Source organism: Parahaliea mediterranea (assembly GCF_017255185.1).
Taxonomy (GTDB): Bacteria; Pseudomonadota; Gammaproteobacteria; order Pseudomonadales; family Halieaceae; genus JAFKCZ01.
This window is the reverse complement of the sequence record NZ_JAFKCZ010000008.1, coordinates 81,109-105,841: the sequence shown is the minus strand read 5'-3', so window position 1 is coordinate 105,841 and position 24,733 is coordinate 81,109. Positions and strand designations below refer to the sequence as shown.

17 protein-coding genes are annotated in these 24,733 nt (G+C 66.8%); 8 read left to right on the top strand and 9 right to left on the bottom strand.

The window, feature by feature from the left end:
• Both JYP50_RS12300 and JYP50_RS12295 read left to right on the top strand, forming a co-directional pair.
• The gene (locus JYP50_RS12300) at window positions 1-2,181 is read left to right on the top strand and encodes an indolepyruvate ferredoxin oxidoreductase subunit alpha (RefSeq protein ID WP_206560828.1); all 2,181 of its coding nucleotides are present in this window, start codon (window positions 1-3) and stop codon (window positions 2,179-2,181) included.
• A complete protein-coding gene (locus JYP50_RS12295; protein ID WP_206560827.1) occupies window positions 2,178-3,716 on the top strand; it encodes an indolepyruvate oxidoreductase subunit beta family protein in 1,539 nt (512 codons plus the stop codon). Before JYP50_RS12300 ends, JYP50_RS12295 begins: the two co-directional genes overlap by 4 nt.
• Window positions 3,717-4,164: 448 nt before the next feature.
• Here JYP50_RS12295 and JYP50_RS12290 read toward each other — a convergent pair whose 3' ends face one another.
• The 6 genes from JYP50_RS12290 to JYP50_RS12265 form a co-directional block, all read right to left on the bottom strand.
• On the bottom strand, window positions 4,165-4,680 hold the full coding sequence (locus JYP50_RS12290) for a MaoC/PaaZ C-terminal domain-containing protein (protein WP_206560826.1): 516 nt from the start codon (window positions 4,678-4,680) through the stop codon (window positions 4,165-4,167).
• On the bottom strand, window positions 4,670-5,131 hold the full coding sequence (locus JYP50_RS12285; RefSeq protein WP_206560825.1) for a MaoC/PaaZ C-terminal domain-containing protein: 462 nt from the start codon (window positions 5,129-5,131) through the stop codon (window positions 4,670-4,672). Before JYP50_RS12285 ends, JYP50_RS12290 begins: the two co-directional genes overlap by 11 nt.
• 119 nt (window positions 5,132-5,250) lie before the next feature.
• The gene (locus tag JYP50_RS12280) at window positions 5,251-6,441 is read right to left on the bottom strand and encodes an acyl-CoA dehydrogenase family protein (RefSeq protein ID WP_206560824.1); all 1,191 of its coding nucleotides are present in this window, start codon (window positions 6,439-6,441) and stop codon (window positions 5,251-5,253) included.
• Window positions 6,442-6,453: 12 nt separating this feature from the next.
• The gene (locus JYP50_RS12275) at window positions 6,454-7,266 is read right to left on the bottom strand and encodes an enoyl-CoA hydratase family protein (protein WP_206560823.1); all 813 of its coding nucleotides are present in this window, start codon (window positions 7,264-7,266) and stop codon (window positions 6,454-6,456) included.
• Window positions 7,267-7,302: 36 nt separating this feature from the next.
• Window positions 7,303-8,061, bottom strand: coding sequence for an SDR family NAD(P)-dependent oxidoreductase (locus JYP50_RS12270; RefSeq protein WP_206560822.1), 759 nt, complete (start codon window positions 8,059-8,061; stop codon window positions 7,303-7,305).
• A complete protein-coding gene (locus tag JYP50_RS12265; protein ID WP_206560821.1) occupies window positions 8,058-10,385 on the bottom strand; it encodes a bifunctional salicylyl-CoA 5-hydroxylase/oxidoreductase in 2,328 nt (775 codons plus the stop codon). Before JYP50_RS12265 ends, JYP50_RS12270 begins: the two co-directional genes overlap by 4 nt.
• Window positions 10,386-10,508: 123 nt before the next feature.
• On the opposite strand from JYP50_RS12265, the gene JYP50_RS12260 reads away from it, so the two are divergent.
• From JYP50_RS12260 to JYP50_RS12250, 3 genes are all read left to right on the top strand, one after another.
• Window positions 10,509-10,994 carry a MarR family winged helix-turn-helix transcriptional regulator gene (locus tag JYP50_RS12260; RefSeq protein ID WP_206560820.1) on the top strand — a complete coding sequence of 162 codons (486 nt, stop codon included), beginning with the start codon at window positions 10,509-10,511 and terminating at the stop codon, window positions 10,992-10,994.
• A 221-nt stretch (window positions 10,995-11,215) separates the two neighbouring features.
• A complete protein-coding gene (locus tag JYP50_RS12255; protein WP_206560819.1) occupies window positions 11,216-12,670 on the top strand; it encodes an NADH:flavin oxidoreductase in 1,455 nt (484 codons plus the stop codon).
• Window positions 12,671-12,748: 78 nt separating this feature from the next.
• Window positions 12,749-14,158, top strand: coding sequence for an amidase family protein (locus JYP50_RS12250; protein ID WP_347136779.1), 1,410 nt, complete (start codon window positions 12,749-12,751; stop codon window positions 14,156-14,158).
• On the opposite strand, the gene JYP50_RS12245 is transcribed toward JYP50_RS12250, so the two are convergent.
• From JYP50_RS12245 to paaX, 3 genes are all read right to left on the bottom strand, one after another.
• A complete protein-coding gene (locus tag JYP50_RS12245; protein WP_206560818.1) occupies window positions 14,133-16,649 on the bottom strand; it encodes a penicillin acylase family protein in 2,517 nt (838 codons plus the stop codon). The genes JYP50_RS12250 and JYP50_RS12245 overlap by 26 nt on opposite strands.
• A gap of 85 nt (window positions 16,650-16,734) precedes the next feature.
• The gene (locus tag JYP50_RS12240) at window positions 16,735-18,978 is read right to left on the bottom strand and encodes a TonB-dependent receptor (RefSeq protein ID WP_206560817.1); all 2,244 of its coding nucleotides are present in this window, start codon (window positions 18,976-18,978) and stop codon (window positions 16,735-16,737) included.
• A 266-nt stretch (window positions 18,979-19,244) separates the two neighbouring features.
• Entirely contained in the window at window positions 19,245-20,174 is a 930-nt protein-coding gene (gene paaX, locus JYP50_RS12235; RefSeq protein WP_206560816.1) for a phenylacetic acid degradation operon negative regulatory protein PaaX, read from the bottom strand.
• 152 nt (window positions 20,175-20,326) lie between these two features.
• Between paaX and JYP50_RS12230 the strand changes: the two genes are divergently transcribed.
• The 3 genes from JYP50_RS12230 (at window position 20,327) to paaZ (ending at window position 24,731) form a co-directional block, all read left to right on the top strand.
• Window positions 20,327-20,926, top strand: a complete 600-nt coding sequence (locus tag JYP50_RS12230; RefSeq protein ID WP_206560815.1) for a phenylacetic acid degradation protein PaaY — start codon at window positions 20,327-20,329, stop codon at window positions 20,924-20,926.
• A 402-nt stretch (window positions 20,927-21,328) separates the two neighbouring features.
• A complete protein-coding gene (gene paaK, locus JYP50_RS12225) occupies window positions 21,329-22,627 on the top strand; it encodes a phenylacetate--CoA ligase PaaK (protein ID WP_206560814.1) in 1,299 nt (432 codons plus the stop codon).
• 61 nt (window positions 22,628-22,688) lie between these two features.
• On the top strand, window positions 22,689-24,731 hold the full coding sequence (gene paaZ, locus JYP50_RS12220) for a phenylacetic acid degradation bifunctional protein PaaZ (protein ID WP_206560813.1): 2,043 nt from the start codon (window positions 22,689-22,691) through the stop codon (window positions 24,729-24,731).
• The last annotated feature ends 2 nt before the right edge of the window (window positions 24,732-24,733 follow it).

Sequence of the window (24,733 nt, the reverse complement as noted above, 5' to 3'; positions counted from 1 at the left end):
ATGGCTGAACGTTCCTTTGCCGAGGAAGTCCTGAAGCTGCGCGCCGGCGACGGCGAGGTGTTCAAGGGCGAGGGCATCCTCGCCATCACCAAGGCGCTGCTGCAGTCCGGGGTGTCCTATGTCAGCGGCTACCAGGGCGCGCCGATTTCCGCGTTGATGGATGTGCTCAACGACGCCCAGGATATCCTGGGCGAGCTGGGGGTACACTTCGAGGCGGCGGGCAGCGAGGCGACTGCGGCGGCGATGCTCAGTGCGTCGATCAATTACCCGCTGCGCGGCGCCGTGACCTGGAAATCCACCGTGGGCACCAATGTCGCCTCGGACGCCCTGTCCAACCTGGCCTCCTCCGGCGTGACCGGCGGCGCCATGGTGATCGTCGGCGAGGACTACGGCGAGGGCTCCAGCATCATGCAGGAGCGCACCTACGCCTTCGCCATGAAGGCGCAGATGTGGCTGTTGGACCCCAGGCCCAACCTGCCCAGCATCGTGGACATGGTGGAGAAGGGCTTCGAACTGTCGGAGGCCAGCAATACGCCGCTGTTCTTCATGATGCGGATTCGCGGTTGCCACGTTTCGGGTGAATTTGTCGCCCACGACAACGTGCCCCCGCGGTACAGCGACAGCAATCCGGTCATCCCCAATCGCGAGGCGGACAAGATCATCCTGCCGCCCAATGTCTACGCCCACGAGCGCGAGAAAATCGCACAGCGCCTGCCGGCGGCGATTGAATTCATCAAAGAGCGCAAACTCAACGAGTTCTTCCCCGGCAAGCACGGCGACCTCGGCATTATCGTACAGGGGGGTTGCTACAACACCCTGGTGCGCGCCCTGCAGCGCCAGGGCCTGTCCGACGTACTCGGCAATTCCGACATACCCATCTACGTGATGAACGTGGCCTACCCGCTGGTACCGGACGAGCTGGTCCAGTTCTGCGCCGACAAGAAGCAGGTGTTGGTGCTGGAGGAAGGCCAGCCGGAATATGTCGAGCAGGGGATCAATACGGTGCTGCGCCGGGCCGATGTGCAGACCCGGGTGTACGGCAAGGACATCATGCCGATGGCGGGCGAGTACACCGGGCAGGTGATGCTGCTCGGCATTGCACGCTTCCTGGAGGCGGCGGGTATGACGCCGGCGCTGGGCAGTGCCGCCGTGGCGGCGATGGAAACACCGCTGTCCGAGGACGACCAGCGGGAATTGCTGAGCAACGTGCCGCCGCGGCCGTCGGGCCTCTGCACCGGGTGCCCGGAGCGCCCGCTGTTTTCGGCGGTCAAGCAGGTGCAGAAGGAGCTGGGGCCGTTTCACATCAGTTCCGACATCGGCTGTCACTCCTTCGCCACCCTGGCGCCCTTTAACCTGGGCAATACCATCATGGGTTACGGCCTGTCCCTGGCCAGTTCCTCCAGTATTCGCCACACCCTGCCGCACAAGTCGATCAGCATCATGGGCGACGGCGGCTTCTGGCACAACGGCCTGACCAGTGGCGTGACCAGTGCCGTGTTCAACAAGCACGACGGCCTGTTGATCATCGTCGACAACGGCTACGCCGCCGCCACCGGGGGCCAGGACATTCCCTCGCTGGTGGAGCCGAACAAGATCATCGCCACCACCATCGATACCGACGCCCCGGCACGGGAGGACCAGCAGCCGATCGAGGACGCCTGCCGCGGCGCCGGCGTGCGCTGGATTCGCACCGTGAGCACCTACAATATCGAGGCGATGAAAAACACCCTGCGCGAGGCGCTGACCACCGACGAGGGCGGCCTCAAGGTGATCATCGCCGAGGGCGAGTGCATGCTCAACCGGCAGCGGCGCATCAAGCCGCTGATGAAGCGCTCCATCGCCGATGGCAAGCGCACCCTGCGTGCCCGTTTCATGGTGGATGCCGAGACCTGTACCGGGGATCACGCCTGTATCCGCCTGTCGGGCTGCCCCTCGCTGACCATCAAGCCCAACCCGGACCCCCTGCGCAAGGATCCCGTTTCCTACGTCGACAACAGTTGCGTGGGCTGCGGCGTGTGCGGCGAGAACGTGCACTCGGCGATCCTGTGCCCGTCCTTTTCCCGCGTCGACCTGGTGTACAACCCCAGCTGGCGCGATCGGATGATGGGCAAGTTACGACAGACCGTGATCGGCTGGATGCAGTCGCGCGATGACGACCAACAGGCGGCCGGAACGCTATGACCAAACAACGTACCATCAACATGGTTGTCGCCGCCCTGGGTGGCGAGGGCGGCGGCGTATTCACCAACTGGGTGATCGACGTGGCTAACAGCGAGGGCTGGCTGTGCCAGAGCACCTTCCTCGCGGGGGTGGCCCAGCGCACCGGCGCCACTATTTACTACCTGGAGATGTACCCCCGCGGCGACATCCCCGAGGGCGAGCGGCCGGTGATGTCCCTGTTTCCCGCCCAGGGCGACATCGACGTGGCCATTGCCTCGGAAGTGGCGGAGGCCGGGCGCATGGTGCAGCGGGGCTTTGTGACCCCGGACCGCACCACGCTGATCGCCTCGGATCACCGGGTCTACGGCATCACCGAGAAGATCAACCTGGGGGATGGCACCATCGACCCCGCCGCGGTGCAGGCCATTGCCGGCCGCTACGCCAGGGATTACATCCACTTCGACATGGCGGCGCTGGCCAAGGCGCACAATGCGGTGATCTCCGCGGTGATGCTGGGGGCGCTGGCCGGTTCGGGGGTGCTGCCCTTTCGCCGGGAGAGTTTCATCGCCGCCATCGAGGCCTCCGGCAAGGCCGTGAAAACCAACCTCGCGGCCTTCAACGCCAGCTACCAGGCGGCCCAGGCGCGCGGGGTCCAGCAGTTCGAGCCGGCCAAGGCGGCGGAGCCGGCCGCGGGCTTTGCGCTGCCGCAAGCGCACAGCCCCGAGGGCGAGCAGCTGCTGGCGCGCCTGCGGGTCTTTCCCGAGAACTGTCACGAGGTCCTGTACCGGGGCCTGCTCAAGCTGGTGGACTACCAGGACTACGCCTATGCCGGGCAGTACCTGGACGAGCTGGAAGACATTCACGAGCGCGATGACGGCGCCGGCGACCACCAGTTGACCCGGGAGACCGCGCGCTACCTGGCGCTGTGGATGTGTTTCGAGGATATCCCCCGGGTGGCGCAGTTGAAAACCCGCGCCTCGCGCATGGACAAGGTCCGCGACGAGGTCAAGGCCGAGCCCGGGCAGCTTTTCGACGTGACCGAGTTCTTCCGCCCCCGGGTGGAGGAAGTCTGCGGCATGCTGCCCGCGGGACTGGGGCGCGCAGTGCAATCCTCGCGCCCCGCCAGCGCCGTGATCGGCCGCTTCACCGGCGGCAAGAAGCTGCGCACCAATACCATTGGCGTATTCCTGGTGCTGCGCATTCTGGCTGGCCTGCGGCGCTGGCGGCGCCGCAGTCTCGCCTACGCCGAGGAGCACGCGCTGATCGGGCGCTGGCTGCAGGCGATCCGCCGCGCGGCGCAGGGAGACGATCTGGATTTGGCCCGCGAGCTGGCGGAGTGCGGTCGGCTGGTGAAGGGATACGGCGACACCCGCGCGCGCACCAGCGCCCAGGTGGCCGATATCCTGGCGCGGGCGGAGCAGGGCGGGGCGTCCGCGGCGGCCGTGGCCCACTGGCGCGAAACCGCCTTTGCCGATGACGATGGCGTGGCGTTTCGCCAGTCGCTGGCGGCATCATCGGCTGGCAGCGAACCCAAGGCCTCGAATCGGGCGGCGTAAGCCGTGGTCGAATAAATTCGACCCCACACGGCGCGGATGGCGCCCCCCTGTAGGGCGGAATTCATTCCGCCGCTTTTCGGTCGAATAAATTCGCCCCCACACGGCGCGGATGGCGCCCCCTGTAGGGCGGAATTCATTCCGCCGCTTTTCGGTCGAATGAATTCGACCCAACACGGCGCGGATGGCGCCCCCTGTAGGGCGGAATTCATTCCGCCGCTTCTCGGTCGAATGAATTCGCCCCCACACGGCGCGGATGGCGTCACCCCGTCGGGCGGAATTCATTCCGCCGCTTCTCGGCCGAATAAATTCGACCCTACACGGCGCGGGTGGCGCCCCCTGTAGGGCGGAATTCATTCCGCCGCTTTTCGGTCGAATAAATTCGACCCTACACGGCGCGGATGGCGTCACCCCGTCGGGCGGAATTCATTCCGCCGCTTCTCGGCCGAATTCATTCGGCCAACGCCCCGCCGTCCTCCACCCCCGGATTGCGCTCCGCGAGAATATCGATGTTAAACCGCATCACCAGCTCGTTGTACTGGTTGTAGGCCTCGTTGCGGCTGCGAATGATGCCCCAGCGGTCGCGCACCACGCGCTCGGGTTTCTCGGTGATCTCGTAGGTGAAGGTGATGGTGTGCCCGGGCCGCACCGGCACGAACCACTCCAGGTCCTCCAGGCCCATGCCCGCCCCGTTGCGGCGGCCGTCGCGCACGCCGCGGGCGAAGCGCTCCATGTAGTCCACCATCAAGCGCATCCAGGTCGCGGTCAGGTGCCAGCCGGAGGCCACCAGGCCGCGGTGCAGGGTATCCCGCGCCGCCACCGGGTCGGTGTGGTAGATTTCGGGGGCGTAGCGCTCGCCGAACTCGATGATTTCCAGCTCGCTGAAGGTGTGGGAACCGAACACGTGGAACTCGCCGACCGGGATGTCCTCCCACCAGCGGCTGCGGATGTAGGGCTTACGCTGCATCGCTGTGCTCCCCGTGGGCCACCAGCAGCACGGCGTTCAGCTCGATGACCGGCCGGCCGTCCTGGTTGTGCACGGTGATGTCCATGTGGGTGCGACCGCAGCCCGCCTGTCGCGAGTTGTTCTCGCCGCCGCGGATGGTCACTTTACCCTGGAGCGTGTCATCGACGAACACCGGCGCCTTCCAGCGCAGGGAGGGGACCGAGTCGATACCCATGACCGGCACGCCCTGTTGGTGGAGGGTGTCGGTCAGCAGGCGCATCATCAGCGCCGTCACCTGCCAGCCGCTGGCGCACAGGCCGCCGAAGATGGAGTCTTCCGCTGCGGCGTTGTCGAGGTGGTAGGGTTGGGGGTCGAACTCGGCGGCGAAGTCGAGAATGGCTTCCCGGTCCAGCGTCAGCTGGCCGGTGGCGAAAGTCTCGCCGGGCTGCAGGTCGCTCCAGTATCGGCTCATGTGCGGTTCCCTGTGGGGTGACGACGGCGGGCCTCGGGGCCCGCCGCCGCTACCTTAAACCAGGGCGGCGCACAGCGTCCACTGTCGCCCCTTGGGGCTGGCGATGGCGTGGGTGCGGCCTAGGACCGTCCGCCGGCCTCGCCAAAGGCCGCCAGGGCCTGGCGGGCGATGATGGTCTGCTGCACTTCCGAGGCGCCCTCGTAGATCCGCAGGGCGCGGATGTCCCGGTACAGCGACTCGACGATGTGCCCGCGGCGCACGCCCTGGCCGCCGTGCAACTGCACCGCGGCGTCGATCACCTGTTGCGCCGACTCGGTGGCGTGTAGCTTGGCCATCGCCGCCTCCCGGGTGACCCGGTCGGCGACGCAGTCGCGGGTCCAGGCCGAGCGGTAGACCAGCAGGGCGCTGCTGTCGATGGCCAGGGCCATGTCCCCCAGCTTGCCCTGCACCAGTTGCAGGTCGGCGAGAGTGCCGCCGAAGGCCTTGCGTTGCTGCACGTGGGCCAGGCTTTCATCCAGCGCCCGGCGCGCCATGCCCAGCGCCGCGGCGGCCACGGTGGAGCGGAACACGTCCAGCGTGCCCATGGCGATGCCGAAACCGCGGCCGGATTCGCCGACCCGGTTGGCCGCCGGTACCCGGCAGTTGGTGAAGCGCAGGGTGGCCAGGGGGTGGGGCGCCACCAGGTCGATGCGCTCGGCGATCTCGAAACCGGGGGTGTCCGCCTCGACGATAAAGCAACTGATGCCCTTGGCGCCCGGGGCCTCGTCGGTGCGCGCGAACACGGTGTAGAAATCCGCGATGCTGCCGTTGGAGATCCAGGTCTTTTCCCCGTTCAGCACGTAGTGGTCGCCGTCCAGGGTGGCGCTGCAGGCCATGGCCGCCACGTCGGAGCCCGCGTCGGGTTCGGACAGGGCGAAGGCGGACAGTTTTTTACCCGCCGCCACGTCGGGCAGGAAGCGCTCCTTCTGCGCGTCGCTGCCGAACAGCGAGATCGGGCCCGAGCCCAGGCCCTGCATGGCGAAGGCAAAGTCCGCCAGGGCGTGGTGCCGGCCGAGGGTTTCGCGAATCAGGCACAGGCTGCGCACGCTGAGCTTGTCGAGGGCGCCGCCGCCGCTGGCGGGGACCGCATAGCTGGTGATCCCGGCCTCGCCCATGGCGCGCACCAGGCCGATGCAGGTGCCGTCGAGGTCGTCGTGCTCGTTGGCCACCAGTGCCGGGATGTGCTCGCTGGCCCAGCGGTCGACAACCGCCTCCAGGTCGCGGTGGCTGTCATCCAGGAAGGGCCACTGCAGGTAGCTTCTGTCGCTCATAGCGTATTTCCCCTAGTCGCCTTCGAACACCGGCGTTTGCTTGTTGACGAAGGCGTTGTAGGCGCGCTCGAAATCCTTGCCCTGCATGCAGATGGCCTGGGCCTGGGCTTCCGCCTCGATGGCCTGGTCCACGGACATGTTCCACTCCTGGTGCAGCTGGGTCTTGGTGATGCCGTTGGCGAAGGTCGGGCCCTCGGTGATGCGGCGGGCGGCCTTCAGGGCGTCCGCGGCGGGGTCGTCGCTGACCGCGTTGAAAAAGCCCCAGCGCTCGCCTTCCTCGGCTTTCATCGCGCGGCCGAAGTAGAGCAGCTCGCTGGCGCGTCCCTGGCCGATAATGCGCGGCAGCAGGGCGCAGGCCCCCATGTCGCAGCCGGCCAGGCCCACGCGGTTGAACAGGAAGGCCACCTTGGCGTCCGGGGCCGCGTAGCGCAGGTCGGAGCTCATGGCGACGATGGCGCCGGCGCCGGCGCACACGCCCTCGACCGCGCTGACAATGGGCTGCGGGCAGGCGCGCATGGCCTTGACCAGGTCGCCGGTCATGCGGGTGAAGGCCAGCAGCTCTTTCATGCTCATTTTGGTCAGCGGGCCAATGATCTCGTGCACGTCGCCGCCCGAGCAGAAATTACCGCCGGCGCCGCGGATCACCACGGCGTGGATGTCGTCGGCGTACACCAGCGCGCGAAACAGGTCGCGCAGCTCGGCGTAGGAATCGAAGGTCAACGGGTTCTTGCGCTCGGGGCGGTTCAGGGTGATGGTGGCGACGCCCTCATCGGCCTCCCAGAGAAAATGCGTGGCCTGGTAGCCCGCCATGGATGATAGTTGCATGCTGCGGTCCTGTGTTGTTGTGTTGCAATCGTTGCGTCAGCTGGTCTCGCCACCGCTGATGGAAATCGCCTGCCCGGTGACCGAGCGCGCGCCCTCGGAGCACAGCCAGGTCACGGTATCCGCCACTTCCTGCGGGTCGATCAGGCGGCCCTGAGGATTGACGCGGGTGAACTCCTCCAGCGCCTGCTCCTCGCTGCGGCCGGTTTTCTGCACAATATTGGCCACGGCGTCGCGGATAATATCGGTGTCGGTGTAACCGGGGCACACCGCGTTCACGGTTACGCCCTTGCGCGCCAGTTCCAGGGCCAGGGCGCGGGTCAGGCCCAGCACGCCGTGCTTGGCCGCGCAGTAGGCGCTGACGTAAGCATAGCCCTTGAGGGAGGCGGTGCTGGCGATATTGACGATGCGTCCGGCGCCGCGCTCGCGCATTGCCGGCACCACCTGGGCGCAGCAGTTGAACACGCCGTCCAGGTTCACCGCCATCACCGCGCGCCAGCCGGCGCTGTCGAGTTTGTGGAAGGGCGTGGTGGGCGCCGCGCCGGCGCAGTTGACCAGCACGTCGATGTCGCCGAGGGCCGCGCGCGCGCTGTCGAAGGCGCGCGCGACGCTGTCGCTGTCGGTGACATCGCAGGTGGCTATGTGGCTGCGGGCGCCCTCGGGCAGCTGCCCGCTGGTGGCCTGCAACGGCGCCTCGCGGCGGCCGAGCAGGCTGACGGCGTAGCCCTGCCCCGCGAGCGTGCGGGTGATGGCGGCGCCGATGCCGCTGCCGGCGCCGGTGATCAGGGCGTGTATCATGCGTTGGCCGCCATTTCCCGGGCCCGCTCCATGTTGATATGGAGCTGGCGGTAACCGAGGAAGTACTGGTGCGGTTCGACCACGCCGACGCCGGTGTGGCCCATTTCCGCGGCGGCGCGCAGGGTCCAGGCCGGGTCCGCCAGGTGCGGCCGCGCCAGGCACACCAGGTCCGCGCGGCCGGCGGCGATGATGCTGTTGACGTGGTCCACCTCGTAGATGTTGCCCACCGCCATGGTGGCGAGCCCGCCCTCGTTGCGGATGCGGTCCGACAACGGGGTCTGGAACATGCGCCCGGGCAGGGGCTTGGCGTCGTGGGAAACCTGGCCGCTGGACACGTCTATGATGTCGGCGCCGGCCTCGCTGAAGGCGCGGGCGATAGCCACCGCGTCCTCTTCGGTGTTGCCCTGCTCGGCCATCCAGTCGCAGGCGGAGATGCGCACCGACATCGGCTTGTCCTGCGGCCACACCTCGCGCATGGCGCGGAATACCTCGAGCGGATAGCGCAACCGGTTCTCCAGGCTGCCGCCGTATTCGTCGTCGCGCTGGTTCATTACCGGGGTGATGAAGGAGCTGAGCAGGTAGCCGTGGGCGGCGTGCAGCTCGATCATGTCGAAGCCGGCGCGCTCGGCGCGCTGCGCCGCGGCGACATGCTGGGCGGTGATCTCGTCCATCATCTCCCGGGTCAGCGCCGTCGGCACCGGGCTGTAGCTGTCGTAGGGGATGGCGGAGGCGGACACCAGGGGCCACTGATCGGCGGCGTCCAGGGGCTCGTCGAGGATGGCCGGATCCCACTTCCAGGGCTCCTTGGTGGCGCCCTTGGCGCCGGCGTGGCCGATCTGCAGGCAGAATCTGGCCTGGGTGTGCTGGTGCACGAAGTCGTTGATGCGTTTCCAGCCCGCTTCCTGCTCGTCGTTCCAGATGCCGGCGCACCCGGGGGTGATGCGGCCCTCCGGCGACACATCGGTCATCTCGGTGTACACCAGGCCCGCGCCGCCCTTGGCCAGGGCGCCGTAGTGCACCAGGTGCCAGTCGTCCGGCTGGCCGTCCACGGCGCTGTACATCGACATCGGCGACACCACCACGCGGTTGATCAGCTTCATGTCCCGCAGCTTGTAGGGCAGGAACATGGGCGGCACGGCCTCGTCGAAGTCATCGCCCAGCACGCGCTTGGCCAGGTGTTTCTCCATGCCCTCCAGCCAGGTCTTGTCGCGCAGGCGCAGGTTTTCGTGGCTCACCCGCTGGCTGCGGGTGAGCATGGAGTAGTTGAACTGCTTCAGGTCGAAGGCCTTGGCGTAGCGGGGCACATTCTCGAACCAGATCATGGCGTTGCGCGCGCTGTTTTGCAGGCGCAGGGCGTCGATCTCGCGCTCCGCCTGGTAGGCGTGCAGGGCCTCGCCGATGGTGGCGTCGCGGGTCAGGTGATCGGCCAGGGAAATGGCGTCTTCCAGGCCCAGCTTGGTGCCCGAGCCAATGGAGAAGTGGGCGGTGTGGGCGGCGTCGCCGATCAGTACCAGGCGGTCGTCTTTCACCCAGTTGCGGCACAGCACGTGGGGGAAGTTGATCCAGGCGGAACCGCGGATATGGGCCGAGTTGGTCAGCAGCTCGTGGCCGCCGAGGTACTTCTCGAAGATCTTGCGGCAGGTCTCGGCGCTTTCGGCGTGGCTCATGTGCTCGAAGCCGATGGCGTCGTAGACGTCGGGGTTGCACTCGACGATGAAGGTGGAGGTCTCCTCGTCGAACTGGTAGGCGTGGGCCCAGATCCAGCCGTGCTCGGTTTCCTCGAAGATAAAGGTAAAGGCGTCGCGGAAGGTCTGCTTGGTACCCAGCCAGACGAACTTGTTGGGGCGCACGTCGACGCTGCAATCGAAGGTCTCGAGGTCGGCGTTGCGGATGCGGGAGTTGATGCCGTCCGCGGCCACCACCACGTCGGCGTCGGCAAAGCGGGTGTCGATGTCCTCGGGGCTGAATTCACTCTCGAATTCCAGCTTGACGCCCAGTTCCCGGCAGCGCTCGTGCAACAGCTGCAGCATGCGCTTGCGCCCGAGGCCGATAAAGCCGTGGCCGTCGGAGCGCTCCATCTCGCCCTTGAAGTAGCAGTCGATCAGGTCCCAGTGGATAAACTCGCCGGCGATTCGCTCGCCGCTGACCGGGTCATTGGCCATCAGGTTTTCCAGCGTTTGGTCGCTGAACACCACGCCCCAGCCGAAGGTGTCGTCCGGGCGGTTGCGCTCGTACACCGTGACGTCGTGGGAGGGGTCGCGCAGCTTCATGGAGATGGCCAGGTACAGGCCGGAAGGGCCGCCGCCGAGGCACACGATTTTCATGGGCATTCCTCTCTTCAAGGGTCGGGCGCCAGTGGCGGTCGCCAGACAGGCAATAATAGTTTAAGCTTAAAGCTTGATGCCAGTATAGCGCAAACATTTTATATTTAAAATATCAACTGACACATGGCCACTAGCGAACCCCAAGCACTTGTTACCCTCGACCAGGAAACGCGCCTTCACGAGGATGATCACCACTCCATCAAGCTGTGGCTGCGTCTGCTGACCTGCTCCAGCCTGATCGAGTCGCGCCTGCGCACCTCGCTGCGCGAAACCTTCGATACCACGCTGCCGCGCTTCGATTTCCTGGCGCAGCTCGAGCGCACGCCCAACGGGCTCACCATGGGCGAGTTGTCCCGGCGCATGATGGTGTCCGGGGGCAATATTTCCGGCATCGCCACACAGCTGGTCAACGAGGGCCTGGTGGAGCGCAGTCCGTTGCCGGACAACCGGCGCACCGTGCTGGTCAAGTTGACCCCGAAAGGCGCGCGGACTTTCGCGCAGATGGCCGAGGAGCACGAGCACTGGATTATCGGCATGCTGGGGCACCTCGAGGTTGCTGAGGTGGATCAGTTGATGGTCCTGCTCAGCCGGGTAAAAGAGGGGCTATAGCCGGCCTCCGCCGCGCATTTCGTCGCCCCCTCGCGCGGGCGGCGGCCCATTTCCCCCGTTACTAGCCAGGTATTTCGCGATAGTTGAGCGTCGCGCGCGCAAGCATGGGGTGGGGCGGGGGCAAGCGGCGCTCGCGGACATGGGCGCCAACACGCCGCCGCGGCTTGCACAGCAAAATATTTTAGATTTAAAATATCGGCTCCTTCAATCGGGAGTCGACCATGTGGAAACCGCCGCAACGCATCAAGTACACCGCTGTTGAGGAGGACTGGCCCAGCGCCTCCGAGGCCGCCGCCAGTCGCCTGTTCTCGCCGCTAAGGGCCGGCCCGCTGACCCTGGACCAGCGCACCTGGATACCGGCCATGGTGCCCTGGCGCTCCAACGAGGAGGGCGAGGTCACCGCCGACGTACTGCAGTGGTACGAGCGCTTCGCCCGCGGCAAGCCCGGCGCCATCGTGGTCGAGGCCACCGGCATCCGCGACATTCCCAGCGGCCCCCTGCTGCGTATCGGCGACGACCGCTACATCCCCGGGCTGAAAAAACTGGTGGATGTGGTGCGCGAGGCCAGCGAGGGCCAGACCCGTCTGCTGATCCAGATCATCGACTTCCTGCCCATTCGCCGCCGCCCGGACCCGGAGAAGTTCCTGCGCCGCTTTCTCGCGGTGGGCGACCACCATCGCCAGGCGCTCGATCTGCCCGGCGCGGACGAGGCGGCGGTGCGCGAGGCGCTGCTGGCCCTGGAACCCGGTGCGCTGCAAGCCGCGCTGACCCCCAAGGAGTGGGAAGACATGCAAATGGGCTACCGGGAGCGGGTGACCGACACCCACATTCCCGGTGTCGCCGATTTGCCGCGAACCCTGCCCGGCCTGTTCGCCGACGCCGCGCGGCGCGCCGAGGAAGCGGGTTTTGACGGGGTGGAGCTGCACTACGCCCACGCCTATACCATGGCCTCTTTCCTGTCGGCCACCAACACCCGCGAGGACGGCTACGGCGGGGCGCGGGAGGGTCGCGTGAGGCTGCCCCTGGAGGTGTACCGCGCGGTGCGCGAGGCCACCGGCGACCAATTCGCCGTGGGCTGCCGCTTCCTGAGCGACGAGATCATCGACGGCGGCAACCGGGTCGACGACGCCTGCTACTTCGCCCGCTGCTTTGCCGAGGCCGGCATGGATTTCCTGTCCCTGTCCCGCGGCGGCAAATTCGACGACGCCAAGCAACCGAAGGTGGGCTGGGCCGCCTATCCCTATACCGGGCAGAGCGGCTACGAGTGCATGCCGGGTTATATTTCCGATGAACAGGGGCCCTTCGGGCGCAATATCGAGCCGGTGGCGGCCATCCGCCAGACGCTGCAGGCGCACCAGCTCGACATCCCGGTGGTGGTCGCCGGCGGCATCTTCGGTTTCAAGGCCGCCGAGGACATCCTGCGGGAGGACAAGGCCGACATCATCGGCTTCGCCCGCCAGGCCCTGGCGGACCCGGACTGGTTCGAGAAGGTGCGCACCGGCTACGGCCCGCAAGTCATCGTATGCCGCTACAGCAACTACTGCGAGGGCCTGGACCAGAAACACAAGCAGGTCACCTGTGAGCTGTGGGACCGGGAGCAACTGGACGAGCCGGGGGTCGCGCTCACCGTCGATGGCAAGCGGCGCATGGTGGCGCCGGCGTGGAAACCGCGCTAGTGTTCAAGGCCCCGGCTGTGTTCTGACCGGGCGCCGGTTTTAAAGAGCACGATAATATCGGGAAGGAGAGCTGCCGTGGTGACTGGAGTTTTGCGTGATCGCAACTGGGTCGTCAACGCCGGGGCCGTTCTCCTGGGCATGGCGGCCAGTGCCTGGGGCGGTAGCGAGAAGTCGCCAGGCCAGGTCGTGAGCCCACCGGCTGTCGTCATCGCGCAGCAACCGTACACCGACAACCCCAGCGAGCACGCCAGCTTCATCACCCGGGCCAGCATCCCGCCGACCGGCGCCGGCCCGCTCGACGGGATGACCCTGGGCATCAAGGACAATATCCACGTCGCCGGCCTGCCCAACACCGCGGGGACGCCGGCTTTGGCCAGCTTCGTGCCCGGGGAGGATGCCGGGGTTGTCGCGCGGCTCAGGGCCGCGGGGGCGACCATCGCCGGCAAGAACAACCTGCACGAACTCGCCTACGGTATTACCAGCGCCAACACCGCCTACGGAGTGGTTGGCAATGCCCGGGATGCGGACTACCTCGCCGGGGGCTCCAGTGGCGGCACCGCCGTCGCCGTGGCCCTGGGGCTGGTCGATGCCGGTATCGGCACCGATACCGGGGGTTCGGTGCGCATCCCCGCCGCGCTGAACGGGGTGGTCGGTTTCCGGCCCACCACCGGCCGCTATCCCAACAGCGGCATGACGCTGATTTCCACCACGCGGGATACCGCCGGACCGATAGCGATGAATGTGCGTACCGCGGCCCTGCTCGACAGCGTGATGGCCGATGAGGCCTGCGGCAGCCTGGAGCCCGCAAAGCTGGCGGGTTTGCGACTCGGTGTGCCCCGCGCCTACTTCTACGACGATCTGAGCCCGCTCGTCGCCGCCGCGGCGGCCGCGTCCCTGGAGCGCCTGGCGGCGGCTGGCGCGGTACTGGTGGAGGCGGATATTGCGGACATCGAGTCGCTGAACGGCGCCGTGGGCTTTCCCGTGGTGCTGTACGAAACCAGCAGATTGCTGCCTGACTACCTGGCGCGGTACCGGCCGGGGCTGGGCATCGAGGCCTTCGTGGACAGTATTGCCAGCCCCGATGTCAAAGCGGTGGTCGGCGATGCGCTGGGGGGCGCCGTCGATGAGGCCAGCTACCGCAGTGCTGTCGGCGAACACCGGCGGGCGCTGCAGGGGGCCTATCGGGACTATTTCGCAGGGCACGATGTCGAGGCGGTGATTTTTCCCACCACGCCGCTGGCGGCGCGGCCGATTGCCGGCAACCTGGAAACGGTGTCCCTGAACGGAGAGCGCCGCCCGACCTTCAACACCTACATTCGCAACACCGATCCCGCCTCGAACGCCGGTATTCCCGGTATCAGCCTGCCCGCCGCGGGTGGTGACATGCCCATCGGCATGGAACTCGATGGCCCCGCCGGCAGCGACTGCCGCCTGCTGGACATTGCCGCCGCGATCGAGCCGCTTATCGCGGCAGCCGCAACTCGGTGACGGAGGCGGCGGCGCGCTCCACCGCCGCGCGCGAGAACGGCAGGGCCTTGTATTCGAAGCGCTTGTACAGTTCCAGCTGGTCGTCGTAGTGCGGCGCCGGCGAGCCGTCGGGTAGCAGGTGGCCGCCCTGGCCGGGGGGGATCACGTCGCGGCCTTCGATACCCGTGCCGGTGGCGACGAAGACATTGTTCTCGCTGCCCCGGTTCTGGTAGGTGGGGACGCTCAACAGGTTGTCCTCGCTGGCCTGGGGGACTCCGCGGAAATTGACCGGCGCCCACTGCATCGGCGCCGCATCCACGCGCCAGGCGCCGACCTCTTCGCCCTGGCTGGCGCGCAACGCGTCGACGGCGGTGATAAAGCTGTGCGCGAGCACCGTGTCCGGAGACTGGCCGTTGAGGAAGTCGTACGCCGGCTGGCCGCCCGCGGCCAGCGTGTCGAGCTGCCGCACCAGGGCTTTTACGCCCACCGGGTTGCCGATCGAGGGTCCCTGTCGGGTGGTGGGGTAGTTGGTGGCGGCGAACAGGTGCCAGAAATCCCCACCCACATCGTCCTGAAAGACCTGCTCCAGCAGCGCCCGCACCCAGGCTTCCATCAGGGTCGCCGCGGGACCGAACTGCCCCTTGCCGTCCGCCCGCCACTGGCCGTCCCAGTTCCTGAGCAGGGCCAGGGCCTGCATCCGTGTGGCCTGTAGCTCGCGATCCGCCAGCGCGTTTTCGAGGTAGGGCAGCAGGAACGGCAGGTTGACGTCGGCGAAGGTGCTGCGCCGGTTGATATCCACCATCTGTTGCACGGTGCCGCCGCGCGCGGCCCGCATGGCGTCGATCAGCACCTGGGCGCGGTCGGCGCGAGCCCAGGTCAGGTTCCACAGGTCGGAACTGCGCCAGTTTTGCGCGGGCCGGTTGTTCCAGTTGACGATATAGCCCTGGTGCGGGTCGAGGGTCTTGGGGTTGTCCGCATAGGGCCGCAGGCCCGCCCAGTCGGCGCGCCCGTCGCCCACGGCGGGCAGCCGCGAGTCGTGCCCGGCGGCCCGTTGGGGGTAGCGGCCACTGTGGATATAGGCCAGGCGTCCCGTCTTGTCCATCAGGTACATGTTGATGTTGGTGACCTTGGCGCCGATCCGGTCCACGGCCGCGGGCAGGGCTTTATCGACGGCAAGCCAGATCCAGGCCATTAGCGAATCCACCGCCTTGCCCTCCCAGGCGCGGGCGCGGGCCCAGGCGATACCCTCCATCGGCCGGTGATCGAGCACCATGCCCTGCACGGCGCGGCGGGCGGTCACTGTCACCGGGGGACGGCCGCGCACGTGAATGGTTTCCTCCCAGGTGTCGAAATCCACCCAGTTGCCGTTGTGTCGGTATTGCCCGGGATTGTCGGGGTTGAGGCGCAGCAGGTACTCGTCGGTCTGGTCGCTGAGGCCGGCGGTGCTGCCCCAGGCGATAGCGTTGTTGTGGGCGAACAGCAGCGAGGGCAGGGCCAGCAGCGTGTTGCCGACGACATCGAAGTCGCCGCCGTGCAGGCCGATGCCGTAGACATAGCCGGGCATCGAAAAGCCGAACTGAGGGCCGTTGAGCAGTGCGCCCCTGGCATCGCCGAGCGTGTTCATCGCCCAGAAATTGCTCGCCGGGGCGAACTCGGGGTGGGCGCCGAAACCGCTGCGGGTCAGTTGTTGTCGCAGCTGGCTGGCCAGTTCCGGAGTGCTGCTCAGGCCGGCGAGCTTGCCGGTGTCGTCGAACACCATCCGGCTGGGGCCCTTCGATGGCGCCAGCTCGTCGAGGTAGGCAGGGCGCGGGGGAGCGTTGTCGTCGACCTCGCCGGTGCGGGCGATGGTGGTCGGCGAGGTGTTGTCGTAGAGCCATTTCACGCTGTTGAACAGGGCCCAGGCCGCCCGCTTGCCGTGCCGGGCCTCCATCGCCTGCAGAAAAGCGAGGTTGTCGCGCTCGGAGTTGAAATCGGCGTAGCGGTGGGCGATGGCGCCGACGAATATCGCGGCGACGTCCTGTGCGCTCCAGCGCGAGGGCGCAAAGTCGTAGTCGATAAAGGGCTTGGGCAGGAGCGCGCCCCTGTCGGTGGCGAGTTCGTCGATGCGCGCGTTGAAGCCCTCGGCGTAGGCCGCCAGAATCTCGCGGTCCCGGGCGTTGAGCGCCGCCACCTGCGCCGCCACCGCGGGGTGGTTGTACTGGGTGCGCAGCGTGATATCCAGGTCGAGGTAATCCTCCCCAAGCACCGCCGATACCGTGCCTGTGGCCGTGCGTTTGAGCATCTCCATCTGGAACAGCCGGTCCTGCGCCACCGCGTAACCGTAGCCGAAATACACGCCGCGGTTGCTCTCGGCGAAGACGTGGGGCGTGCCGTAGCGGTCGCGATAGAGGGTGACCGCTTCGGTGCGGGTGGCCGCGACCGGCGCGCCGGCATCGGCGCCGCCGGGCCCGGTATGGCAGGCTTGCAGGCAAATACCTATCAGGGCGATACCGGCGAGGGCGGTACGTTTCATCGCTGTTGTTCTCCGGCAACCGCGCAGGTCGCTGGGTTGCGCGCAAGGGTGGGCCGGCGTGGCGCTCGCGCCGCCGGCCCCCGGTTCACATTTCGTAGCTGATGGACAGGCCGTAGGTTCTGGGGTGACCCCAGACGCCGATCACGCCGGGGCCGATCACATAGCTGTGCGAGATGTACTCCTCGTCGGTCAGGTTCTTGCCCCAGGCCGCCACGGTCCAGTTCTGGCTGGCGGACACCCAGGCCAGCCGGGCGTCGAACAGGTCGAAGTCCTCGATAATGGTGTCCTGGTTGAGGTAGTCATTGATCTGCTCGTCGGTGTGCGCGTAGTCCGCGCGCAGGTTGATCAGCGAGCCGCCGCCCAGGTGGATGTCGTAGCTGGCGGTCAACGAGTATTTGTTTTCCGGCGCCTGGCGCAGGTCGGAGCCGGATACATCGACCGCGCCGCCGGCGCCGGCGATGATCAGGTCGTTGACCTCCGTGGACAGGTAGGCGTAGTTGCCGCTGAGGCGGAAATTGTCGCTGGGGTGCCAGGTGAATTCGGTCTCGATGCCGTAGATGTCCGCCTCGCCGATGTTGTCGGTGATAAACGAGCCGAAGTCCGGGTTGGCCTCGGTGGGGCCAAAGCGTACGATCTGCAGGTCCTGGTAGTCGATGTAGAAGGCCGCCGCGTTGAGGCGCAGGCTCTGGTCGAGGAAGTCGCCCTTCAGGCCCAGCTCGTAATTGATCGCGTCCTCCGGGTCGACCGGTACCTGCGCCTGCTCCGGCGTGCCCGGCGCGCCGCCGAAGCCGCCGCTCTTGAAACCGTAGGCCACGGTGCCGTAGACCATCATGTTGTCCAGCGGCCGGTAGGTGAGGGTGACCTTGGGCGAGACATCGCTCCAGGAGTCATCGGCGGTCACGTCGAAGGTCTGGGCGATGATCGCCAGGCTGCCGCCGACCCCGGTGCAGTACCGGGGGTAGTCAGCCGCGCCCGGCTGGCCACAGTTGACTGAAATGGAGCGGGTTTCCTTGTCGTCGTAGGTATAGCGCAGTCCGACGGTCAGGGTCAGGGCCTCGGAGAAATCGTAGTCGCCCTGGAAATAGGCGGCGTAGCTGGTGGTTTCGTTAACCTGCCGCGAGACCTCGTTGCCAATGTCGCCGGTCCCGGGCAGCAGCAGGCGAAACTGCTCGGTGCGGTCGGTTTCCTCGTCCAGGTAGTAGATGCCCGCCACGTAGTTGAAGTTGCCGCCGAGGTTGGAGGTCCAGCGGAATTCCTGGGTGAAGGTATCGATGTCCTGGACGATATCGTCGATGATCTCCACCGGGATGCCCACGCCGATCGACGCCATGCCCCAGTCCGTTTCGGCGTTGCGAAAGGCGGTGATGGTGGTGAAGGTACCGGATTCGAACAGGATGTCGCCCTGCAGGCTGACACCCCCGGTTTCGCGCTCCGAACCGCCGCCCTCGGCCTTGGTGCCCACCGGCGCCGTCACCTTGCGGAACGAGCCGCCCTGTTCCCGCCACAGGTCCACGGTGGGCGCGGTGCCGGAGACGATCGGCACGCGCCCCATGTCCTCCCGCTCGTCCTCCATGTAATCGGCGGAGAACAGCCAGTCCATGGACTCGGTCTCCCAGCGCAACTGCCCGCGATAGGAGGTCACATCCTCGTCCTGCTGGTCGATGCCGAGAACGACGTTATCCACGTAGCCGTCGTGTTCCCGGTGGTTGTAGACCAGCTTGCCCGAGAGGGAGTCGGTGATGCCGCCCGACACCAGGCCCTGGTAGCGCAGGTTGCCCTCGTTGCCGACCGAGACTTCCGCCCGCACGTTAAGCTCGTCCGAGGGCTTGAGGGTGGTCACGTTCAGCACGCCGCCGATGGCGTTGCGGCCGAACAGCGTGCCCTGTGGGCCGCGCAGGACCTCGATTCGCTGCACGTCGAACATTTCCTGGTTGATGCTGGCGATGCTGCCGACATAGACCCCGTCGAGGAACATGACCACGGAGTTGTCCATCCCGGCGCCGTCGTCCGCCGAGCTGATGCCGCGCATGGAGATGATGGCCTGGCCGGGGGCGAACTCGGCGTAGGCCATGCCCGGCGCCTTGTAGGCGATCTCGGTGGGGCCGAAAATTTGCGCCTCGTTGAGTTCATCCCCGGACAGGGCCGTCACCGCGACGGCGACATCCTGCAGGTTTTCCTCCCGGTAGTTCGAGGTGACGATGACCTCCTCCAGCTGTCCGGCCTGGGCGTGGGCGGGCGCGGCGGGGAGCAGGCATGCGAGGGAGGCGCCCGCGGCGAAGGCGAGGGCGGGGCGGCTTATAATTGCGGGGTTTACGGGTTGAAGCGACATGGTGACCTCCTCTGGGCAGGCCTCCCACACCCTGCTGGCGTGGAAACTGCCGTTGGCTATGGGGCGCTCGCGGCACCGGGTCTTCGTTTATTTATCCATATAAATCAACCGCTTGTTGCCTTGCTTGTCGGTCCCGGTCCGGGTGTGGGAAACGGCGGCGCCACAGGCCGCCTTCCATTGAAGCCGGCAGCCGGGGTCCCGGGGTGCAACCAGGCCATAGTCAGAGTATAGAACCCTTCGCGGGGCAAGGGCGGGGGCGGGTGGCGTTATGCCCGTTTCAGGCCGCCGAAGCGGTCGTAGAAGCTGGCATCCGCCTGTGGCAGGGCGCCCTCGGCGGTCTCCATGGTCCCGGTCAGGTAGTGTTCGGCGCCGGCGTAGGTGGCGCGGTAGAGATTGGCGGCCAGGTTGCGGGCGGCCTTGCCGGCCCAGTTCCCGGGCAGCAGCTCGTCGGGGAGGTCGGTGTCTTTCAGCAGGATGCGCCGGTATTCGTGAATTGCCAGGGTGCGGACCTGGAAGCACTGTTCCGGCGCTGGCGTCCTGGCCCGCTTGAGGGCCGCCAGTACCGGCCGGAAGGTCGCCAGGAAGGCGTTGTAGCGGGCCTCGAGCTCGTCGATCTGCCAGCAGTCCCGGGCCAGCTCCTGCAGCGCCACCTGCGAGGCGGCGTCCTCGGTGTGGGCGTTCATCACCACCACCTTGTCGCTCGCCCCCAGTTCCTGGAGGGTTTCATCCAGCGCCCGGCGGTCGCCGCCCGGGTGCCCCAGAACACCCGAGGCCAGCGCGGCGTAGCCCTCCCAGCGCAGCTGGCGGCGCAACTGCTCGCGCTCTTCGTCCACCAGGAACGAGGGCATGACCACGATCCACTGGCCGTCCCAGCGGGGGCGGGCGGCGGCGTAAATGCGGCGGGCCGCACGCTGGTACTGGCGCGAACCGGTCTCGGACAGGCTGTAGTAACTGCGCCGCCCCACCTGGCGCGAGGTGAGCCAGTCTTCCTGCAGCAGGCGGTAGACCGAGGTGCGCACCAGGCGGTCACTGAGGCCGAAGGGCGCCAGGGCGTGGATCAGGCTGCCCAGCCAGAGGGAACCGCCGTGCTGGGAAATGGCGTCGCCAAACACAGTGATGATGAGCGAGCGCCCGCGGATCGGGCGTCGCTGCCGGAAGTCGTCCAGCAGGTCGGAAATGATTTTGAGTTGTGCCATATATCGATTTGTTATTGCCCTGTGCGAGCGCACAGCGCTATTGGAATGATGCTTTACATAATACCAAATAATTAAAAAATATATAAAAATTGTGTCATAAAAAGCAGGCGCCTATACTGGACGCTCCATTTGTGCTCGGGGACGCAATAGCCATGCCAGTATTCAGTATCGATGGAATTACGCCGGTGGTCGACCCCACGGCTTTCGTGCACGAGACCGCGGTGTTGATTGGCGATGCCATCGTCGGCCCCGGCGCCTATGTGGGCCCCAACGCGGTGATGCGCGGCGATTTTGGTCGCCTGATCCTCGGCCCGGGCGCGAACCTGCAGGATACCTGCATCATGCACGGTTTTCCGGGGACCGATACCGAGGTGGAGGAAAACGGCCACATTGGCCACGGCGCGGTACTGCACGGTTGCCGCATCGGCCGCAACACCCTGGTGGGGATGAACGCGGTGATTATGGACGGCGCGGAGATCGGCCCCGAATGCATTGTCGCGGCCTGCGCCTTCGTTAAGGCCAAGTTTCACTGCGATGCCCGGTCCATGCTGGTGGGCAGTCCAGCCAGGCTTCTGCGCCAGGTCACCGATGAGGAAATTGCCTGGAAATCGCGGGGTACCGCGGAGTATCAGGCACTCTCGCGGCGTTGTTTGCAGACCCTGCGGCCGGCGGAGCCCCTGGCGGCGGTCGAGGCGGACAGGCGCCGCATCGTCGTCGAGGATGTCCAGCCGCTGTACAAAAGCCGCGGCTGAGCCGCGTGGTGCGGCACTGATTTAGCAGCGGTCTTTTTCCCGACCGGGCCCGGCCGCTCGCGCGTACCGGGCATCGATTTTTCCCGCCAGTCGGCCCTTTCCGCCTCCCCGGCCGGGCTTCGCTCATTCCCGTGAATCGTTCGGCCGCCACTGCACCCGCGGGGGCGGCGAGGCCTGGTCAATCCATTGTCACCCCTGGCCCCATTGATCCCGCCAGCCCCTTTCACGGGGCGCGTATTGCGCGCGTGCGGTCCGGCGGTCGCCGGGTTAGCGGGGTCGCGGCTCCGCCGCCGGCGCGAGTGAGTTGAGGATTAAGTGATACAAAAATATTGAAAAATAATTATAAATGGTATTACATACTGCTCGCCTATAATGCGCATAACAGGAAGCCGGAGCGAGCCCATGCGATCACAACCCTGTACCCAGCCACTCCACGCCATCGAGACCGCCAGTGTCGACGAGCTGCGCGCGCTGCAACTCGAGCGACTGCGCGAGACGCTGCGGCACGTCTACGACAATTCCCCGGTGTATCGCGCCCGCTTCGAGGCCCACGGGGTGTCGCCGGAGGACCTGGGGTCGCTGGAGGATTTGGCGCGCTTTCCCTTCACCACCAAGCAGGACCTGCGCGACAACTACCCCTTTGGCCTGTTCGCCGTGCCCCGGGAGCAGGTGGTGCGCATCCACGCCTCCAGCGGCACCACCGGCAAGCCCACGGTGGTGGGCTACACGCAAGAGGATATCGACACCTGGGCCGAGGTCGTGGCGCGTTCGATTCGCGCCGCCGGCGGCCGGGCCGAGGACATGGTGCATGTCGCCTACGGCTACGGTCTGTTTACCGGCGGCCTGGGGGCGCACTACGGGGCCGAGCGCCTGGGCTGCACGGTCGTGCCGATGTCCGGCGGGCAGACCGAGAAGCAGGTGCAGCTGATCCGGGATTTCGACCCCGACATCATCATGGTGACCCCCTCCTACATGATGAACATCGCCGATGAGCTGGAGCGCCAGGGCATCGACCCCCGCGACCTGTCGCTGCGCGCGGGTATCTTCGGCGCCGAGCCCTGGACCGACGCGATGCGCAGTGAGATGGAGCAGCGCCTGGGCATCGATGCCGTGGATATCTACGGCCTGTCCGAGGTGATGGGCCCCGGCGTGGCGCAGGAATGCGTGGAGAGCAAGGACGGTCCCACCATCTGGGAGGACCATTTCTACCCCGAGATCATCGATCCCGAAACCGGGGAAGTGCTGCCCGAGGGCGAGGAGGGCGAGTTGGTCTTCACCAGCCTGACCAAGCGCGCGATGCCGGTGATCCGCTACCGCACCCGGGATCTCACCCGCCTGCTGCCCGGCACCAGTCGCACCATGCGCCGGATGGCGAAAATTACCGGCCGCTCCGATGACATGCTGATTATCCGCGGCGTCAACGTATTCCCCTCCCAGATCGAGGAACAGCTGCTGGCGGTGGAGGGCCTGGCGCCGCACTACTACCTTGAGGTGAGCAAGCAGGGCCACCTGGATGCCCTGGCGATCCATGTGGAAATGGCCGCGCCGAGCTCGCCCAACACGATGCAGGACGCGCAAAAGGCGCTGCAACACCGGGTCAAGTCGCTGATTGGCGTGTCCGCCGCGGTGACGGCCCACGAGCCCGGCACGATCCCCCGCTCCGAGGGCAAGGCCCAGCGGGTGGTCGACAAGCGCCGATAGCCGCGCCCGGCAATCCGGAATTCAAAACGACAAATGCGACAAATGCGATAGGAGTACCCAGATGAAGCTCGAGAGCTACGTAACAGGCCGCTGGCAGGCGGGCGAGGGCGAGGGCGTCACCGTGCACAATGCCGTCAGTGGGGAGCCTGTGTGCCAGGTCTCCAGCGAGGGTGTCGATTTCGCCGCCGTGGTGCGTCACGGGCGCGAGGTCGGCGGTCCGGCCCTGCGCGCCATGACTTTCCACGAGCGCGCCGCGGCTCTGAAAGCCATGGCCAAGCACCTGATGGCGAAGAAGGAGGACTTCTACGCCCTGTCGGCCAAAACCGGCGCCACCCGCGCCGACGGCTGGGTGGATATCGAGGGCGGTATCGGCACCGTATTTACCTACGCCAGCCTGGTGACCCGGGAGATGCCCAACGACGTGGTCATGGTCGAGGGAAGCATGGAGCGGCTGTCGAAGGAGGGCACCTTTGTTGGGCGCCACATCCTCACTTCCAAGCCCGGGGTGTCGGTGCACATCAACGCCTTTAACTTTCCCTGCTGGGGCATGCTGGAAAAAATCGCCCCGAGCCTGGCGGCGGGAGTGCCGGTGATCGTCAAGCCGGCGACCCCGGGCGCCTTCCTCACCGAGGCCGTGGTGCGCGAGATGATCGCCGGCGGTTTCTTCCCCGAGGGCGCCATCCAGTTGATCTGCGGTTCGGTGGGCGACCTGCTGGACCAGCTCGACGAGCAGGACGTGGTGACCTTCACCGGCTCGGCCAACACCGGGCGCAAGCTGCGCGCCCACCCCAATATTGTCGCCAACTCCATCCCCTTCACCATGGAGGCCGACTCCCTCAACTGCGCCATTCTCGGCCAGAGCGTGCAGGCGGAGGATCCGGAGTTCGACCTCTTTATCAAGGAAGTGGTGCGCGAGATGTCCGTCAAGGCGGGACAGAAGTGCACCGCGATCCGCCGCGTGATCGTGCCCCGCGACCGCCTCGGCGCGGTGGCGGACGCGCTCAAGGCGCGCCTGGATAAAATCGTGGTCGGCGATCCCGAGGCCGAGGGCGTGCGCATGGGCCCCCTGGTGGGGCGCGACCAGGCCGCGGACGTGCGCGCCAATGTCGAGCGCCTGGCCGAGGAATGCGAGATCATCCACGGCGGCGGCACCGATTTCGCGCTGACCGGCACCGACAACGCCAGCGGCGCGTTCTTCCCGGCCACGCTGCTGCGCTGCGACGATCCGAAGCAAAAGCGCCTGGTGCATGAGGTCGAGGCCTTTGGCCCGGTCAGCACCGTGATGCCCTACGACAGCCTCGAGGACGCCGTGGCCATCGCCCGCCTGGGCAAGGGCAGCCTGGTCGGTTCGCTCTTTACCCACGACGATGCCGAGGCGCGCGAGGTGATTCTCGGTACCGCGCCCTGGCACGGGCGCATGCTGGTGTTGAACCGCGACTGCGCCGGCGAGTCCACCGGCCACGGTTCGCCGCTGGCGCCGTTGGTGCACGGCGGTCCCGGTCGCGCCGGCGGGGGCGAGGAACTGGGCGGCCTGCGCGCGGTGAAGCACTATATGCAGCGCACCGCCGTCCAGGGTTCGCCCACCTCGCTGATGGCGATTACCTCAGAGTACCACCCCGGGGCCCGGGCCTACAGCGACGCCGTGCACCCCTTCAAGAAGCACTTCGAAGACCTGCGCATCGGCGAGACCCTGATTACCCACCGGCGCACGGTCACCGAGGCGGACATCGTCAACTTCGGCTGCCTCAGCGGCGACCACTTCTACGCCCACTTCGATGAAATCGCGGCGAAGGATTCCTTCTTCGGCAAGCGTGTGGCCCACGGTTACTTTGTGATCTCGGCCGCGGCGGGCATGTTCGTGGAGCCCTCGCCGGGTCCGGTGATCGCCAACTACGGCCTGGAAAACCTGCGCTTCGTGGAACCGGTCGCCCCGGGCGACACCATCCGCGCCAAGCTCACGGTGAAAAACAAGATCAAGAAAGCCCGCCGCGGCGAGGAAAAGCCCAACGGCGTGGTGGTGTGGGCGATCGAGGTGACCAACCAGGACGAACAGCCGGTGGCCGTCTACGACATCATGACCCTGGTCGAGCGTCGCGAAGACTGAGG

Coding starts and splice junctions, on each gene's coding strand:
- JYP50_RS12300 (WP_206560828.1), top strand. CDS start 1: ATGGCTGAACGTTCCTTTGCCGAGGAAGTCCTGAAGCTGCGCGCCGGC.
- JYP50_RS12295 (WP_206560827.1), top strand. CDS start 2,178: ATGACCAAACAACGTACCATCAACATGGTTGTCGCCGCCCTGGGTGGC.
- JYP50_RS12290 (WP_206560826.1), bottom strand. CDS start 4,680: ATGCAGCGTAAGCCCTACATCCGCAGCCGCTGGTGGGAGGACATCCCG.
- JYP50_RS12285 (WP_206560825.1), bottom strand. CDS start 5,131: ATGAGCCGATACTGGAGCGACCTGCAGCCCGGCGAGACTTTCGCCACC.
- JYP50_RS12280 (WP_206560824.1), bottom strand. CDS start 6,441: ATGAGCGACAGAAGCTACCTGCAGTGGCCCTTCCTGGATGACAGCCAC.
- JYP50_RS12275 (WP_206560823.1), bottom strand. CDS start 7,266: ATGCAACTATCATCCATGGCGGGCTACCAGGCCACGCATTTTCTCTGG.
- JYP50_RS12270 (WP_206560822.1), bottom strand. CDS start 8,061: ATGATACACGCCCTGATCACCGGCGCCGGCAGCGGCATCGGCGCCGCC.
- JYP50_RS12265 (WP_206560821.1), bottom strand. CDS start 10,385: ATGAAAATCGTGTGCCTCGGCGGCGGCCCTTCCGGCCTGTACCTGGCC.
- JYP50_RS12260 (WP_206560820.1), top strand. CDS start 10,509: ATGGCCACTAGCGAACCCCAAGCACTTGTTACCCTCGACCAGGAAACG.
- JYP50_RS12255 (WP_206560819.1), top strand. CDS start 11,216: ATGTGGAAACCGCCGCAACGCATCAAGTACACCGCTGTTGAGGAGGAC.
- JYP50_RS12245 (WP_206560818.1), bottom strand. CDS start 16,649: ATGAAACGTACCGCCCTCGCCGGTATCGCCCTGATAGGTATTTGCCTG.
- JYP50_RS12240 (WP_206560817.1), bottom strand. CDS start 18,978: ATGTCGCTTCAACCCGTAAACCCCGCAATTATAAGCCGCCCCGCCCTC.
- paaX (WP_206560816.1), bottom strand. CDS start 20,174: ATGGCACAACTCAAAATCATTTCCGACCTGCTGGACGACTTCCGGCAG.
- JYP50_RS12230 (WP_206560815.1), top strand. CDS start 20,327: ATGCCAGTATTCAGTATCGATGGAATTACGCCGGTGGTCGACCCCACG.
- paaK (WP_206560814.1), top strand. CDS start 21,329: ATGCGATCACAACCCTGTACCCAGCCACTCCACGCCATCGAGACCGCC.
- paaZ (WP_206560813.1), top strand. CDS start 22,689: ATGAAGCTCGAGAGCTACGTAACAGGCCGCTGGCAGGCGGGCGAGGGC.